The 15,880-nt window shown below is 33.9% G+C and carries 16 protein-coding genes; 6 read left to right on the top strand and 10 right to left on the bottom strand.

The genetic code is table 11. The features are described 5' to 3' along the window. Positions 1 to 42: 42 nt before the first annotated feature. The 5 genes from Q0783_RS13290 to Q0783_RS13270 all read left to right on the top strand — a co-directional run bounded on the left by Q0783_RS13290 (position 43) and on the right by Q0783_RS13270 (position 5,680). A complete protein-coding gene (locus Q0783_RS13290) occupies positions 43 to 750 on the top strand; it encodes a hypothetical protein (RefSeq protein ID WP_366915445.1) in 708 nt (235 codons plus the stop codon). A gap of 86 nt (positions 751 to 836) precedes the next feature. Further along, positions 837 to 1,337, top strand: a complete 501-nt coding sequence (locus tag Q0783_RS13285) for a DUF6702 family protein (RefSeq protein ID WP_298895889.1) — start codon at positions 837 to 839, stop codon at positions 1,335 to 1,337. Between the two features lie 23 nt (positions 1,338 to 1,360). Further along, positions 1,361 to 3,658 carry a M1 family metallopeptidase gene (locus Q0783_RS13280; RefSeq protein WP_298895887.1) on the top strand — a complete coding sequence of 766 codons (2,298 nt, stop codon included), beginning with the start codon at positions 1,361 to 1,363 and terminating at the stop codon, positions 3,656 to 3,658. Between the two features lie 110 nt (positions 3,659 to 3,768). Further along, positions 3,769 to 4,056: a twin-arginine translocase TatA/TatE family subunit gene (locus Q0783_RS13275; protein ID WP_298895885.1), complete on the top strand. Its 288-nt coding sequence runs from the start codon at positions 3,769 to 3,771 to the stop codon at positions 4,054 to 4,056. Between the two features lie 115 nt (positions 4,057 to 4,171). Then, entirely contained in the window at positions 4,172 to 5,680 is a 1,509-nt protein-coding gene (locus Q0783_RS13270) for a S8/S53 family peptidase (RefSeq protein ID WP_298895882.1), read from the top strand. A 55-nt stretch (positions 5,681 to 5,735) separates the two neighbouring features. Here the strand turns inward: Q0783_RS13270 and Q0783_RS13265 are convergent, their stop codons facing one another. Both Q0783_RS13265 and Q0783_RS13260 read right to left on the bottom strand, forming a co-directional pair. Next, the gene (locus tag Q0783_RS13265; RefSeq protein WP_298895880.1) at positions 5,736 to 6,107 is read right to left on the bottom strand and encodes a nuclear transport factor 2 family protein; all 372 of its coding nucleotides are present in this window, start codon (positions 6,105 to 6,107) and stop codon (positions 5,736 to 5,738) included. A gap of 3 nt (positions 6,108 to 6,110) precedes the next feature. Beyond that, positions 6,111 to 6,887: a nucleotidyltransferase domain-containing protein gene (locus tag Q0783_RS13260; protein ID WP_298895878.1), complete on the bottom strand. Its 777-nt coding sequence runs from the start codon at positions 6,885 to 6,887 to the stop codon at positions 6,111 to 6,113. Positions 6,888 to 7,094: 207 nt separating this feature from the next. Between Q0783_RS13260 and Q0783_RS13255 the strand changes: the two genes are divergently transcribed. Beyond that, positions 7,095 to 9,380, top strand: a complete 2,286-nt coding sequence (locus tag Q0783_RS13255; protein ID WP_298895876.1) for an ATP-binding protein — start codon at positions 7,095 to 7,097, stop codon at positions 9,378 to 9,380. Between the two features lie 2 nt (positions 9,381 to 9,382). Here the strand turns inward: Q0783_RS13255 and Q0783_RS13250 are convergent, their stop codons facing one another. From Q0783_RS13250 to Q0783_RS13215, 8 genes are all read right to left on the bottom strand, one after another. Continuing rightward, positions 9,383 to 10,024 carry an O-methyltransferase gene (locus Q0783_RS13250; protein WP_298895874.1) on the bottom strand — a complete coding sequence of 214 codons (642 nt, stop codon included), beginning with the start codon at positions 10,022 to 10,024 and terminating at the stop codon, positions 9,383 to 9,385. Then, a complete protein-coding gene (locus Q0783_RS13245) occupies positions 10,024 to 11,106 on the bottom strand; it encodes an amidohydrolase family protein (RefSeq protein ID WP_298895872.1) in 1,083 nt (360 codons plus the stop codon). The genes Q0783_RS13250 and Q0783_RS13245 overlap by 1 nt, the downstream gene beginning before the upstream one ends. Continuing rightward, entirely contained in the window at positions 11,107 to 11,472 is a 366-nt protein-coding gene (locus Q0783_RS13240; protein WP_298895870.1) for a PaaI family thioesterase, read from the bottom strand. Between the two features lie 48 nt (positions 11,473 to 11,520). After that, positions 11,521 to 12,054, bottom strand: a complete 534-nt coding sequence (locus Q0783_RS13235; protein WP_230936625.1) for a 3-hydroxyanthranilate 3,4-dioxygenase — start codon at positions 12,052 to 12,054, stop codon at positions 11,521 to 11,523. 164 nt (positions 12,055 to 12,218) lie between these two features. Further along, positions 12,219 to 13,001, bottom strand: coding sequence for an SDR family oxidoreductase (locus Q0783_RS13230; RefSeq protein WP_298895868.1), 783 nt, complete (start codon positions 12,999 to 13,001; stop codon positions 12,219 to 12,221). Continuing rightward, positions 13,002 to 13,499, bottom strand: coding sequence for a PsbP-related protein (locus Q0783_RS13225; protein ID WP_298895867.1), 498 nt, complete (start codon positions 13,497 to 13,499; stop codon positions 13,002 to 13,004). Between the two features lie 52 nt (positions 13,500 to 13,551). Continuing rightward, positions 13,552 to 14,388, bottom strand: coding sequence for a hypothetical protein (locus Q0783_RS13220; protein ID WP_298895864.1), 837 nt, complete (start codon positions 14,386 to 14,388; stop codon positions 13,552 to 13,554). 33 nt (positions 14,389 to 14,421) lie between these two features. Then, a complete protein-coding gene (locus Q0783_RS13215; protein ID WP_298895863.1) occupies positions 14,422 to 15,861 on the bottom strand; it encodes an aldehyde dehydrogenase in 1,440 nt (479 codons plus the stop codon). Between the last annotated feature and the right edge of the window lie 19 nt (positions 15,862 to 15,880).

Genomic DNA, 15,880 nt, shown 5'->3' with positions numbered 1-15,880 from the left:
AATTACAATAGCGCTCAATCAATACAATTAAAAGGAAAGGTTGTGGCAAGCTCAGATTTGGAAAGCATCCATGTACTTAATATAACAGCTCAAAAGTTTACTATTACTAACGATAAAGGAGCGTTTGAAATTCCGGTAAAACTCAATGATACGCTTTTAATTTCTAGTGTTCAGTATATACCTCAAAGCTTTGTAGTTACCAAAACAACCTTAGAGATGAAATCTGTAGTCATCACGCTTACTGATAGAGTTAATGAATTAGATGAGGTCGTCGTAGGTAAAGTTTTAACAGGTAATTTGTCATCAGATATCGAAAATAGTGATGCGAAACGCGATATCAATTTTTATGATGTTGGGATACCAGGCTATGTTGGAAAACAAAAAACTCAAAAAGAACGTAAATTATATGAAGCCGATGCTGGTAAATCAATAATTATAGCACCACTGTTTGTTGGGATTAATATTCATAAAATCCTAAATAAAATTTCTGGTCGAACAAAAAAACTCAAACGCGCTGTTTTACTTGAAGCACAGGACAAGTGCTTAAAAAAGATGATGGCTGAGTTTTCAGATTTGTTGTTCGAAAACTATGAGATAGATGCACAATTAAAAACAGAGTTCTTTTATTATATTTCTGATGATCCAAAATTTACAGAGCTATGTAAAGGCAACAATAGCTTAAAAACCTATGAATTCTTACTGCATAAACTTTACACATTTAAAGATGTTGATGAAAAGACTAAAGACTAATACTTCAAAAATTTAAAGATATTATTAACATTTTTTAAGGTAAAATAATTTGGTAAAATGGCTATTTTTACCACTTATTGATTGTTATGAACTTTTTAAAGGTCACATTACTGGCTATTATTTTTCCTTTTGCAGTAACGAATGCACATAAATATTATGTGAGTGTGACTCAGGTGAGCTACGTAAAAGAAAAAAAAGCGGTTCAAATCATTTCTAGAATCGATATTGCCGATTTAGAGTTGACACTTCAGGAACGCTATGATGAAAGCATTAAAATGACTTCTGTAGACGAGAAACCAATCGTTGATGAATATGTCAAAAAATATTTAAATCAAAAAATTGAGATTAAAATCAATACTCAGGAAGTCTCATTCAACTATATCGGGAAAGAATACGATAATGATATAGTGGTTTGTTATTTGGAAATTGAAAACATTGACAATATAACCACTATAGAAATGAGTAACACTGTGCTTTTTGATGGATTTCCAAAGCAAAAAAATGTCGTAAAAACGAAAATAAATTCTAAAGTCAATAATTTGATATTTACTAAAGACGATACGAATCAATACTTAAATTTTAAATAAATCAACCTTTTTTAATAACAGCTATGAAATTAGTAAAATACCTTTGTTTGTCTATTGCATTTATATCATTTAATGCAATAGCGCAAGATCAAGAACCCGAGCCGCAAACTGGTCATACAAACCAGAATAAGTTTAAGCAGCTTTATGACGAATTTTCCACTCCAAACATGTACAGAACAGGTTCTGGAGCTCCTGGTCCAGCGTATTATCAGCAACAGGCCGATTATAAGATGGACATTGAGATTAACGATGAAACAGCTGTATTGAGTGGTAATGAAACTATTACCTACACAAATAATTCTCCAGATGAGTTGAGTTACTTGTGGGTACAGTTAGATCAAAATGTACGTCAGAAAGATTCACCTTCAAGAGATATTAATTCAAGTAGAATTACGCCAGCAATGTCGCCTTCAAGATTTACATCATCTTATATGTCTGAGCGATTTGACGGCGGATTCAATGTGGAGAGTGTAAAGGGAACAGATGGTAAAGCATTGCCTCACATGATCAATCAAACCATGATGCGAGTAGAATTGCCGAAGCCAATGAAAACGGGAGATAAATTTTCTTTTAGCATTAAATGGTGGTATCAAATCAACAATCATGTGACTGATGGCGGACGTTCTGGTTATGAATTATTTCCTGACGGAAATAGAAACTATGTAATCGCTCAGTTCTACCCAAGAATGGCAGTTTATAACGATGTTGAAGGTTGGCAAAACTCACAGTTTTGGGGACGTGATGAATTTGCATTACCATTTGGAAATTTTGAAGTGAATATTACCGTTCCAGCCGATCATTTGTTAGATGGTACTGGTAAGTTGACCAATAGAAAAGAAGTGTTTTCAAGTGATATGATGAAACGTTATGAGAAGGCCAAAAAGTCATATAAAGAACCTGTTGTTATTTCTACTCAAGATGAAGCCGAAGCCAGAGAAAAAGGACGTTCAAATAAAAAGAAAACTTGGAAACTCTACGCTGAAAATGTAAGAGACTTTGGATTTGCTACATCTAGAAAATACATATGGGATATGATGGCTGTCAAAATAGGTAATAAAGATGTGATGGCAGTATCTCTATATTCTAAGGAAGGAAATCCACTTTGGGAACAATGGTCAACTAAAGCTGTAGCGAGTACATTAAAATCATATTCGCGTATGACATTTGATTACCCCTATCACAAAGCAATTTCAGTTCACGCAAGACGTCAAGGAATGGAGTACCCAATGATTTGCTGGAACTATGGAAGACCTGATAAAGATGGCAATTATGACGATCGTACCAAATATGGGATGATGAGTGTTATTATTCACGAAGTAGGTCATAACTTTTTCCCAATGATTGTTAATAGTGATGAACGTCAATGGACTTGGATGGATGAAGGTTTAAATACTTTTATGCAGTATGTAGCCGAACAAGATTTTGGCGAATGGTATCCAGCAGCTTTATCGCCAGGAGATGATAAGTACCCATCACGTCGTGGACCTGCTAAGAATATCACAAGATATATGGGAGGAAATCAGGACTATATTGCTCCAATCATGACAAAAGGTTTAAATACATATCAATTTGGGAATAATGCCTATGGGAAACCAGCTACCGCATTAAATATCTTGAGAGAAACAGTAATGGGTCGTGAACTATTTGATTATGCATTCAAGGAATATGCTAACCGATGGATGTTCAAACACCCAACACCTGAAGATTTTTTCCGTACCATGGAAGATGCTTCTGCATTTGATTTGGATTGGTATTGGAGAGGTTGGTTTTATACCACAGATTGGGTAGATGTTGGTCTTAAAGAAGTTAAAAAGTACTATGTGACTTCAGAACCAAATCAATATGCCAAAAACTACGCTTCGAGTAGAAATATCAATTTAGATGAGGTAGAATTGGTATACTTAGTTGAAGAGGGAAGTGAGGAGTTTGATGAAAAATTACGTAAGGGAACATCAGCAGATAATTCGCCAACTTTAAAAGAGTATATGATGGATAACTTTACTGCCGAAGAACGTAAAAGCATCAAGCAACCTAAGTATTTCTATAATATTACGTTTGAGAAACCAGGCGGATTAGTAATGCCAATTATTGTTGAATTTACTTATGCTGATGGCACTTCAAAAACAGAAACATATCCTGCTCAAATTTGGAGATTTAATGATAATGAAGTAAGCAAAGCTATTGCTTCTGAAAAAGAAATTGTATCTATAAAAGTAGATCCAAACCTTGAGACTGCAGATATTGACACATCAAATAATTCGTGGCCAAGAGAGGTCAAAGAAAGTGATTTTGACAAATTCAAAAACAAAGTAAAAGGTTAATCAAATCCTTGAATACATATAAAAGCCGATATTGTAATATCGGCTTTTTTTAACTCTATAATTTATGTAAATAGTATATGTAATAACAAACAACTCATTATATTTGCATCGTGATACAACAAGCTACATTATTGTTTATTGGAACTACAGAGGTTCTTTTTATCCTCGTTATAGTAGTGATGGTATTTGGTGCCGATAAAATACCCGAAATTGCTCGTGGCCTAGGTAAAGGTATGCGTATGCTAAAAGATGCATCGAGTGATATAAAATCTGAAATCACTAAAAGTGCCGAAAAACAAGGTATTGATTCGAGTGTTACAAAAGATATCACTCAAGAGATTAATAAAGTAAAGGATGATCTTGAAGACTTTACAGGTTCTGTACGCCGAAATCCTTAATTGTTGAATTCATAATTTGTGTTGATTTTTTTAATGAAAATCGCAATTTTTTATGTGAATACATTTTGATTATTTAATATATTTAGAGAATCATTAACCATCTAAATCATATTAAATGAAAAAAATGTACTTAAAGGTGTTGCTACTTATAGCAATCACCATGGTATCCTGTTCTAAAGAAGATACTACTATTGAAATCGAATCTCAAGATGTTCAATTCCCCAAAGACCCACTTACCGTTGATCAAATCAATAGCCGTATTAGCCAAACCATTCGTGAAACAGGAGACTTTGATTGGAGTAAAGAAGATGCGCACTTTTTGTGGAGTGCAGTTGTTCATGGACAAAACGTATTAACCATTGGTTATGGAAATGAAGGCCAAAGTTTTAGTGAAACAAGAGACTCTGAATTGGAAGCCAAAAAGAATGGCTTAATAGATATTGTAGCCGATAATGAGAAAATAGATAAAACAGACCTTATACTTGTAGAGCAAGATATTTTAACAGTTATCGATGTTGGTGTTGAACATATTGAAACGATCATTGCACTTAAAAAACATAAAGATGTTCGTTATTTAGAACCTAATGGTTATAATCTATTTAGTTTCAATGAAAATGCTGAGCGTTCAAGTTCAGGTTGTGATAAAAATGGCGATTATATTAATCCTGCTCATTATTCAACAATTAGCCCTAATAATGCACAAGTATCTTGGCATTTTGATGAGCATAATATTCAACAGGCATGGAACCTATCAACAGGGTCTGGTGTCACTATTGGTCTTATAGATACAGGAGTATCTCAATCCCAGTCCTTATTAAATTCTTCAGGGATAAATGATGGCTATTCCAATGGTCGTTTTGTTCAAAAATATGGAACCTTCATAGATTCATTTTGGTGGTGGTCTAATAATTATGATGGTCCGCACGACAAATGTGGTCATGGTACAGCCATGGGGTCAACTATGGCTTCGCCTCGTAATGATAATGGGATGCCAGTTGGTGTTGCTTATAATGCCAATTTAGTAGCTTATCGTGCAACAGAAGATGTATTGTTAAATGATTATCACGAACGTAAAGGCGTGTCTAAAGCCTTAACGCAATTAGGAAATAGAAGTGATGTGAAAATTATCTCAATGTCTATAGGATATGTATGGTCTATTGGAAATATTAAAGATGCTGTAAAATATGCCTATAGTAAAGGGAAGTTGATATTTGCAGCAGGAGGAACATCGACAAGCTTTACAAATGGGTTTGGAGTGATTTTTCCAGCGACTATGAGTGAAACTGTAGCTGTAACTGGCGTTGATGATGGTAGTAATTATGAGCGTTGCGACACTTGTCATAGCGGAAGTAAGATTGATTTTACCATCATAATGGAAGGCGATAATAATACAAGTAAAGCGCCTCCAGTATTAGGATTTTATAATGGTGATCGTCGTTATACAGGTGGTTCGTCTGTAGCAACTGCAACTACAGCAGGAATAGCTGCTTTAGTATGGTCCAGATATCCTAGTTGGAGTAGAACGCAAGTGCTCAATAGATTGAAACAATCGGCCGATTTTTATCCATACAAAAATGGAAGCTTTGGCTATGGAAATATTGATGCTTTACAAGCCGTTCAATAAAACGTTTGATCTTTAATTAATAAAAAAAACCTCTTCATGTTTTTGGAGAGGTTTTTTACTTTTTAGGTTGCATTTGAATAGGATCGTAATAAAATTTTTCTTTTGAAATTCTATTGCCTTCCCACTGTTGAACAGCGATTTCTTCAATCTCAGTTATTGAGTTATCTTTCCAGACAAAACGAAAATTCCATTTAATCACTACCTCATTTTTACTAATAAAAAATGGTCTTATACATTTTGAGCTAACTGATTTAGCACGAGATAATACTTTTCGTTCATTTTCGATTAAGTTCGTACGTCCAACTCTAGGTGTTGATTCATTCTCTTGAATTGAGGCATTTTCTGTATAAAACTCTTCAATTGCTTTATCATGTTCATTGGTCTCAACTCTCGCAATAAATTCTTCTATTCTTTCAGGTGTAGGCATTTATCAGTTATTTTCAATTTGATTAAAATATGTCATTACTTTTTCTTCTACTTGATAATGTAATTTCACAGTATTATCAAAAAGAGTTGTTCTTAATTCTTTATAGAGATAAACAGCATTTTTTAAACTGTTTAGTAATGACTGTTTTTCGTATTTTGGAAGTGTTAGTTTTAATTGTTCCAAATCATTTTTAGATAATTCAGTTTCAACTTTTCGTACAGCTCTTGGTAGATTCCCGTTTTTAATATGTAATAAAGGTCCTAATACAGACATTCTTAAAAAACTAAAAAAATCGTATGCTTCAAAATATTCTCCTCTTCCTATTTTTAATAGTGTGTAATGAATCCAAGTCCAAAATCGATCTTCGATCCACTGGTAATCTGGAAAAGGAAAATGATGTGTTGTTTGATCTAATAATTTTTCAATTTGACCATTTCTATCAAACAATAATGAAGGTGTTTCAACACGATTATTTAATTCTTCCAGCGTTAAAAATTTGATGTCTACATGCAATAAGGGTTTATCATATAGACAAATTAAAACCCTAGGTTCGCCAACATGTTCTCCTGTAAAACCTGATAAAAAATGATCTAGACGATTAGCATATTCAAGCATTTTATCAATGTTATTTGATACTTTTTGTTTAGTGATTAAAATCAAATCTAAATCTGAATACTCATCGATTTCATTAGTTAACCAAGAGCCTCCCACTGCTAATCCAATAACGTTTGGATCTTCTTTTAGAATACGTGTTGCTTTAATGGCAAAATCGTGTTGCATGAGTATCATATGGGTTAGTTGTAACGAAGTTCGATAAATAATTTGTGAAAGACAATTTAAATTCATTGATAATGAGTATACATTTCGTCGATTTTGGTTTTTGTTTTTTGAAGTTTATCCGATAAAAAAGTGTATTCAACGATTATTTTGTTTTAACTAGCCTATAATGAGATACTTTGTCTATCCCAAATTAACCTAAATCAATATATGAAAGCAAACCTACTATGCTGTTTTCTGTTATGTTCTCTCCTGTGCTTCAGCCAAACAGAACGAGATATTATCAAAAAAATTGATAGTATCAACGATCGTGCATTATATCATTATAACAATAATGACCTTGCAAAATCTTTCAATTTATTTAATCAGGCCATAAGACTATCAGATTCTATAAATGATAGCTATGGAACGGCATTGGCTAATTTTACCATTGGTAAGATTTATAAATTTATGCATGAAGATGAAAAAGCTAAAGCCAGCTTTAATACGGTTATCGAAGCGTCAAAAAAAGAAGGCGATAATTTTTTATTAGCGAGTTCGTATTTGAAATTAGGCCAAATGTATATGCATAAAATACCTCCAACCGATGCAATACCATATTTTGAAAAGGCTATTTATTACGGTAATAAATACAATGTAAGAGATCAATATAATACCGATAAAAGAGATGAAGTCTTATTTGATATAAGATTGAATCTATCTAAGTTATATATTAAAACTGATAATCTATCTAAGGCATTAGTTCATTTATCAAGAGCAGAAAACAATTTAGCATATATTGAAGATCAAGGGTTTTCTAAAGCGCGATGGTATTTTATTCAAGGCGAATACTTTATAGCTAAAGAGCTATATAATAGTGCCAACTTATCATTATTGACTGCAGCAGATCTTTTGGAGCATCATAATTCGATTGACATTGAAAATAAAAATGAATTACTAAGTAATATCTATAAGAAAGTATCAACAACATATGCGTGGTTAGAAAGCGACAAGCAAGCTTATGATGCATTGTTGAAGCATAACACTTATAGAGACGAATACATTAATGAAGAAAAGATCAGGCAAGGTATTATTGCAGAGTCAAGATTTTCTATTGAAAATTACAAAAATGTAGCTCAGTTAGCTAATAATGAGAGGATAGAGCAATTAGTGAAGAGTAATAAAATCAAAAATGTAAATGTTATTATAACCATTACTGTATTTTTATTATTTATCTCCTTATTGACAATGTGTAGAAGTTATGTGTCTAAGCGAAAGTTAAGTGATATTTTAGAAGCTAGAAACAAGCAATTAGAGGTTGCTAAAAATCAAGCCGAAAAATCTTCGGAACTAAAAAGTAATTTTATTTCCAATGTGACGCATGAATTAAGAACACCACTATATGGCGTTGTAGGATTAACGTCCTTACTTCTTAAAAATAATGACCTTAGCGCTAAAGACACTAAGTTTCTAAAATCATTAAAGTATTCTGGGGATTATTTACTTAACTTAGTTAATGATATTTTGCAGATAGGAAAAATCGAATCTCAAAAAATAGAGCTAAAAAATGTCACTGTTAATATTAGATTGTTGATAGAAAATCTAGTGAACTCTTTTGATTATAGATTAGAGGAAACCAATAATCAAATACAGATTTCAATAGATAAAAACATTCCTGATTTTATCAAATGTGATAATGTTCGCTTGTCTCAGGTCTTAATAAACTTAATAGGAAATAGTATTAAGTTTACTGAAAATGGAAAAATAGACATTAGAGTAAAGCTTTTAAATACTAGTGCAGATAAAGTCTCATTAGGCTTTGAAATAGAAGATGATGGTCCAGGAATTCCGAAGGAGAAACAGCGATTGATATTTGAAAATTTTTCTCAGCTAGATAAAAATAGCAATACTAATTATCAAGGGACTGGATTAGGGTTACCAATTACCAAAAATATCATAGAGCTGTTTGGAAGCACCTTAGAAGTCGATAGTGAAATAGATATGGGTACCACATTTAGTTTCGAATTGACTTTTGAAATAGATAAGAATGCTAAGGTTGAAAAAACAAAAGCTAAAAAAGCTAAAGGGAAAGCAATATCTCTAACTAAAAAGTATAAAATATTGGTTGCCGAAGATAATAAGATCAATCAAATCGTTACTCAAAATTTGCTGCAACGCGAAAATTATGAATGTGTTGTTGCCAAAAACGGATTAGAAGCTTTAGAAGCTCATCAAGAAACCGGTTTTGACTTAATTTTAATGGATATCAATATGCCAGTTATGAATGGAAATGAATCCACTAAAGCTATCCGTGAATTTGACGATGAAACGCCAATTATTGCCTTAACCGCAGCAGATATCGAACAGGTAAAAGAAGATTACAAAGGAATTGGTTTTGACGGAATTATCACAAAGCCGTTTGATAACTATGAATTTTTCCAAACCATTTCCGAGCACATTCAGAGAAGAAAACCTTCTAATGAGGAACCAGAATTTAAACTTGAGAAGGTGTCGTAAGATTACTTTTTTCTACTTATAGTCAAGCCATCTCGTATTGGAAGCAATACAGTTTCAATGCGTGCATCATTCTTTAATAAAGTATTGTAGGCTAAAACTGATTTGGTCGAATGATCTTTGGTATTAACAGGCTCAATAACTTTTCCATGCCATAATACATTGTCTGAAATAATAACACCTCCAGCGTTTAGCTTATCAATTATTAAATGGAAATAATTAACATAATTAGGTTTGTCTGCATCAATAAATACAAGGTCAAAGGTCATGTCCAATGTTGGGATAATATCAAGCGCACTTCCTAAATGCTGATGTATCTGTTCACCAAAAGGTGATTTGTCAAAATATTTGCGCTGAAAATCTACGAGTTCTTCATTGATGTCTATAGTATGTATGTCGCCATTACTTTGCAGTCCTTCAGCTAAACATAAGGTCGCATAACCCGTAAATGTTCCTAATTCTAAAATGGTTTGTGGTCGTATAAGCTTAGAAATCATACTCAGTACACGACCTTGATAAGGTCCACTAAGCATGATAGGTTGTAATATTTTCTGATAGGTTTCTCTGGTGAGTTGTTGTAGTAATTCTGGTTCGTCTTGAGAATGTGATACCACATAGTCATCTAATTTTTCTGGAAGAAAATGCATTATCCTAATATTCTATTTACCAATTTATCTTTAGCATTTTGATCATCACCACACAGCCATTGAATGACATTGTCTTCCCAAATAGCATCGCGTTCTGTTTCAGTTATAATATCGCGTTCTATTGCTAGATCTAGAATTTTTCCAGGATAAGATGATTGCTTTTCGCTTTCCATTTCACCTAAAGGGTATGGGTCATCTAATCCCATTAAGACCTGTTTAGACGTTTGGTTTTTAATTAATAACTGTAAACCACCAGTATCATGAACTAATGTGTCAAAAAAGATATTAGGATGTCCTACGGCCTTTCTTGGATGACTCTTACCTTCAAATAGATCTGGTCGTCCATCAAAACCTTGAATACGACGCCCTAAATTAATTTGAGCTAACTGTCCACCATGAGCAAAGCATGTACGCATATTTGGATACTTATCTTGATAGCCATTTAGGGTTAAAAAGTGATAGGCATCGGCACATTGTGCTAACATCCAAATTAAATGAAAACGCCAAGACGTGTTTTCTAGTTTGATAAATTTTTCACCATCATAAGGGTGTATTTCTACCGCAAGATTATATTTATTAGCTAATTCAAAAATGGGCTCATTTTCTTCATCAAAAATACAACGCCAAGTTCCTATAGTATCCATATAATGTGTAGGGAGACACAATAATTGCATTCCTAATTCTTCAACACAACGCTCAATTTCCCAACAAGCACCTCTAACAAATCCAGGATGAACTACAAAACCACAGGTGAATTTACTCGGATTTTGATGTTGAATTTTGGCATTAAAATCGTTTTGAAAGCGTAAGGCTTGTTTCATTTCTTCTACGCGTAATCCATTTCCGTAGAGCTGAGATAAGTTTAAAACAACAGCATGGTCAATATTAAAGCGTTCCATCCATGCGAGTTTTTCATTTAAAAAGAAACTTGAATCTGTAATTGGACGATTCCAGTCTTTCTGAAGCATGAATTTTCGATCTTTGTCTACCCAAAAAATTCCTTTGTCTTTCATAAACTGAGGAATCTCCTCAGGATAAGGAAGCAGATGAGAGTGGCCATTTATGCGAAGTTTTCTTTTCATTTATAGTTTAGGTTTTAGACATATCATTGTGGCTTGCATTGTTGCATAGATTATGTCTTGATTTTCATTGGTAACAACACCTTCGCAAAACGTAAGTGTGTTACCAGATTTAATTACTGTACCCTTAGCTATGATTTTATCGGTTTCAGCAGCTCTAATAAAGTTAGTTTTAAACTCTACAGTGAGTACATCAGATCCGTCAGGCATAGTGCTTAAGGCAGCATATCCACAAGCTACATCTGCAATACTTGTCATCACGCCTGCATGAAAATAACCATGCTGTTGTGTTAAAGTATCATTTAAAGTACATGAAATTTGTACATTTCCTTTTGTGATAGAAATCAGTTCAGCTCCAAGGGTTTTCATAAAACCCTGTTTGTAAAAACTTTGTTTAGCGACTTCTATCATAAGGTATTAATCTAATTGAACTTTTTTTGGAGGCTGCATCACTTCTCCACAATTAGGGCATGAGCGTTTATCTGTATCGCCATAATATTTATCAAATATTTTTGGCATATCTGTTTCAATATTGTCTAATGTAAAATCCTCCTCATATAATTTTGTTGTACAGTTTTCACAAAACCACAATAAGGCATCCTGAACACCTTCTTCTCTTGGATATTCAATCACAAGTCCAACAGTATTGGCACCTCGTTGCGGAGAATGCGGAACTTTTGGAGGTAATAAGAACATCTCTCCTTCTTTTATATGTATGTCTTTTGGTGTGCCTTTATCAATAACTTTAAGGGTGATATCACCTTCTACTTGATAAAAGAATTCTGGAGTTTCATTATAGTGATAGTCTTTTCTGCTGTTGGGTCCACCAACAACCATAACAATAAAATCACCATCTTTCCAAACTACTTTATTCCCTACAGGTGGTTTGAGTAAGTGACGATTGTCTTCAATCCATTCTTTAAAATTTATTGGCGAAACTAGTTTACTCATGGTATTATTTTTTTTAGCGTTCCCTTGTCAGGTCAGGCTTTCCGCTATATCTTTTTTACGTGTTCTCGCGATGCTTAAACTACGATAAAAAAGGATGTCACTTCAATCCTTAACGCGAATTCATCAATTCAATAAAATTAATAATAAAAAACGGAATTATTGGCTTACAAAGATTTTGTTCGCCCTCCATCTACCGGAAGATTAATTCCGTTAATATAAGCAGCGCGTTCACTAGCTAAAAATGTAATAGCATCTGCCAATTCTTCGGGTTTGGCAAAACGTTTAGCTGGCACAGCATTTTTCATGGCATTGGCAGCTTGTTCTTCGGTATGTCCTGTTTTGGCCGATTTGTTTTTTATGATTTCTGTGAGACGCTCTGTTCCTGTGGCTCCGGGAAGTACGTTGTTTATCGTAATTCCAAATTGACCAAGTTCATTAGCCAATGTTTTACTCCAATTGGCTACTGCACCACGAATGGTATTGCTTACACCTAAACCATCCAAAGGTTGCTTTACAGACGTAGAGATCACATTAATAATACGACCATAGCCTTCATCTTTCATAAAAGGAACAACAGCTTGTGCTAAGACATGATTGCATTTTAAATGTTGTGTAAAAGCGTTTTCAAATTCCTCAACTTCAGCAGAAAAAACAGGACCGCCTTTTGGACCACCTGTATTGTTAACTAATACATGAAATCCATGATGCTTATTGATATAAGCTTCCACACGTTCTTTTAGTGCGCTCGGATTAGAAAAATCGGCAACAATATAATCGTGATGTCTATGTTGAGGTAGTTGCTCAAGCGTAGCCTTGAGTTTATCTTCATTTCTTGCAATTAGTGTCACTTGAACGCCTTCTTCGGCTAAAGCTATAGCAGTTGCCTTACCAATTCCTGCTGTGCTACCACAGACTAATGCATATTTATTATTTAATTCTAAATTCATTTATTTTACTTTAAAACTAGTTATGATTTTATCGCTCGTTTTAAGATAGTCATCATAGCTTGAACTAAGAGCAGAAAACGTTAGTATGTACATGACTTCTTCTTTGTAAATAAGTACTTGTTTAAATTTTAGTTTATTTCCAGATACATCACCGCTTAATACAATGGTATGTTGTTTATTATCACCTGTGCTTTCAATAACTTTTCCATTTTCAATCATTGCTTTTGTTTGGTTTATTGAAGACTCTACATATTGGTCCATCGAAACATTTTCTCCCTTTAGGTTTTGTATGATCAAATTAATGTTTTCTTTAAATTTATCACCTTCAGTCAATGGAGAGTAAATAAAAAATGTCGTCTGCATTTGACCAGAATCATCAAATATCCAGTTATCAGGATACTCTACACTGTAAGTCTCGTTTTCAAAACTGGTCCAGTCTTCTTGGCAAAATGAGATATTAATAGTTAATAAAAAGAGTAGTAAAATTAGTTTTTTCATGGGTTGTTTATTTTTAGTCAAAGTACATAAATTATTCAATGATGTATGTGTGTTACGTATTATTTTTTGAATGCCTCATTCTGTAGGTTCTTAATATGACTTCAAGTCTTGCAGGTTTTATCTTTAAGTCTTCAAGATTTATTTTAAAAAATCTATCGTCAGCGTCATAAAATGTGAGGTGAGCTGTTGATGATTTTCCTATGCCTTCATAAGTTATAGCATCCTCGTAGATCTCAAACCAACTAATTTTAGGTTCAGAAACCAACTGTATACCACTCTTGTCTATCGTGATTTGAACGGTGTTGTTAAACGTTTTTTTAATAGACATGATTACACAATAACCACCAGTAGCTAACAAAAAACTTCCTATAATATAACTTTTAAGACTATCATCTAATAATAGTGCAAAGCTTATTATCACAGTGAAGATTCCAAATAAAAGAATAAATATGCTATGTTTTTTTGAGTAGTAAATTTTAGTCACCAAGGGAACCGACGGATCTTCTTCATAAATATCGTCTTCTTGAAATTTTAAATCAAGCTCCTCTAATTTCTGTTGATCTTTTTTGGATCTAATTTCTGTTTTTTCAAACACATGGCCATCGCGCCAAATGAGTTTTGTCTCAATAGCTCTTTTTTTAAGTTCATGAACGTTTCTTACATGTTCAAATGCCCAAATTCGCCATTTGGTGATTACGATACTCCAAATAAGCCATCCTAGTGCTATGCCTAAAACAATCGCAACACCTAATCCCCAATCAGGAATAAGGTCTTTATTAGATAAGTAAATCCCTATTACTGGACAACCAATCAAACATATCATTACAGGGACATTAATGATTAATTGTCCTTTTTTTATGGCTTCATCAACTGACACTTCCCGTTTCACTATATATAGCAGGATTTCTTTTTATATCAAGAGTTAATATTTGATGCATACATTTTTAGCTTCGGTAAAAAAGCGTAAGGCTTCAAAGCCACCTTCACGACCTACTCCAGAAGCTTTTACACCTCCAAACGGTGTCCGTAAATCACGCATCATCCAAGTATTTACCCAAACAATTCCAGCCTGAAGTTGATTGCTCATGCGCATTGTACGTTTTAAATCATTGGTCCAAAGTGTTGCTGATAAACCATATTTAACCTTGTTAGCCATTTGTAAGACGTCATCTTCACTGTGAAACGGCATAATAGTAACCACAGGTCCAAATATTTCTTCCTGGTTGACTCTACATTCGTCATTTGGTACTTCAATAACCGTAGGTTCTAAATAATATCCATTTTCAAATCCATCAACGACAACGTCATTGCCACCACACAAAATAGTTCCGTTTTCATCTTTAGCAATTTGAATGTAGTCTTTTACTTTTTCTAAGTGAGGTTTTGATACTAGAGCACCTATGTTTGTGTCAGGTTGAGATGGATGACCAACTTTAAGTTGCTTCACTTTAGCCACAAAATCGGTTTTGAATTTATCATAGATAGAAGCTTCTACAAAAATCCGACTTCCACAAAGGCAGATCTGCCCTTGATTAGCAAATGACGAACGAACTGTAGTGTTGAGCATGTCATCATAATCGCAATCGGCAAAAATGATATTTGGATTTTTCCCGCCTAATTCTAAAGACAACTTTTTAAACATTGGAGCAGCAACTTTAGCGATATGAGCGCCTGTTGCAGTTCCTCCTGTAAAAGAGATGGCTTTGATGTCTGGGTGTTCTATAATAGCTTGACCTGTAGAACCTCCAAGACCATGAACAATATTGAGAACACCTTTAGGTAATCCCGCTTCATTACAAATTTCGCCAAGCAGATAGGCAGTCATTGGAGTCACTTCACTAGGTTTTGCAACAACACAATTTCCAGTAGCCAATGCTGGTGCGATTTTCCAAGTAAAAAGATATAACGGAAGATTCCAAGGAGAAATGCAACCTACAACACCAATGGGTTGACGTAAAGTGTAATTGATAGCTTGTTGACCAACACTTTCATGGCTTTCACTGGCGAATTGAGTAATGGCATTTCCGAAGAACCTAAAATTACTTGCCGCTCTTGGAATGTCTACTGTTTTAGCTAAACTAATAGGTTTCCCGTTGTCCTTGCTTTCAGCTTCCGCAAAACGTTGCAAATTGGCCTCGAGTAATTCTGAAATTTTAATGAGAATGCGACTGCGTTCCTCTAAAGTGGTTTGCGACCAACTAGGAAAGGCAGATTTTGCTGCTATATATGCATTTTCAACATCGTCTTTATCAGAGTTTGGAATTTGTCCGTAGATTGTCCCATTGGAGGGGTTATAATTATCTATCCAATTATCTTGAATTGGATTATGAAAATTGCCGTTGATATAGTTTTGGATGTTCATTACAGCTCAATTAGATCAT

The sequence above is a fragment of the uncultured Psychroserpens sp. genome (assembly GCF_947500255.1).
In the GTDB taxonomy this organism is placed as follows: domain Bacteria; phylum Bacteroidota; class Bacteroidia; order Flavobacteriales; family Flavobacteriaceae; genus Psychroserpens.
The sequence above is the reverse complement of the archived record's forward strand: the minus strand, read 5'-3'. Positions and strand labels throughout refer to the sequence as shown.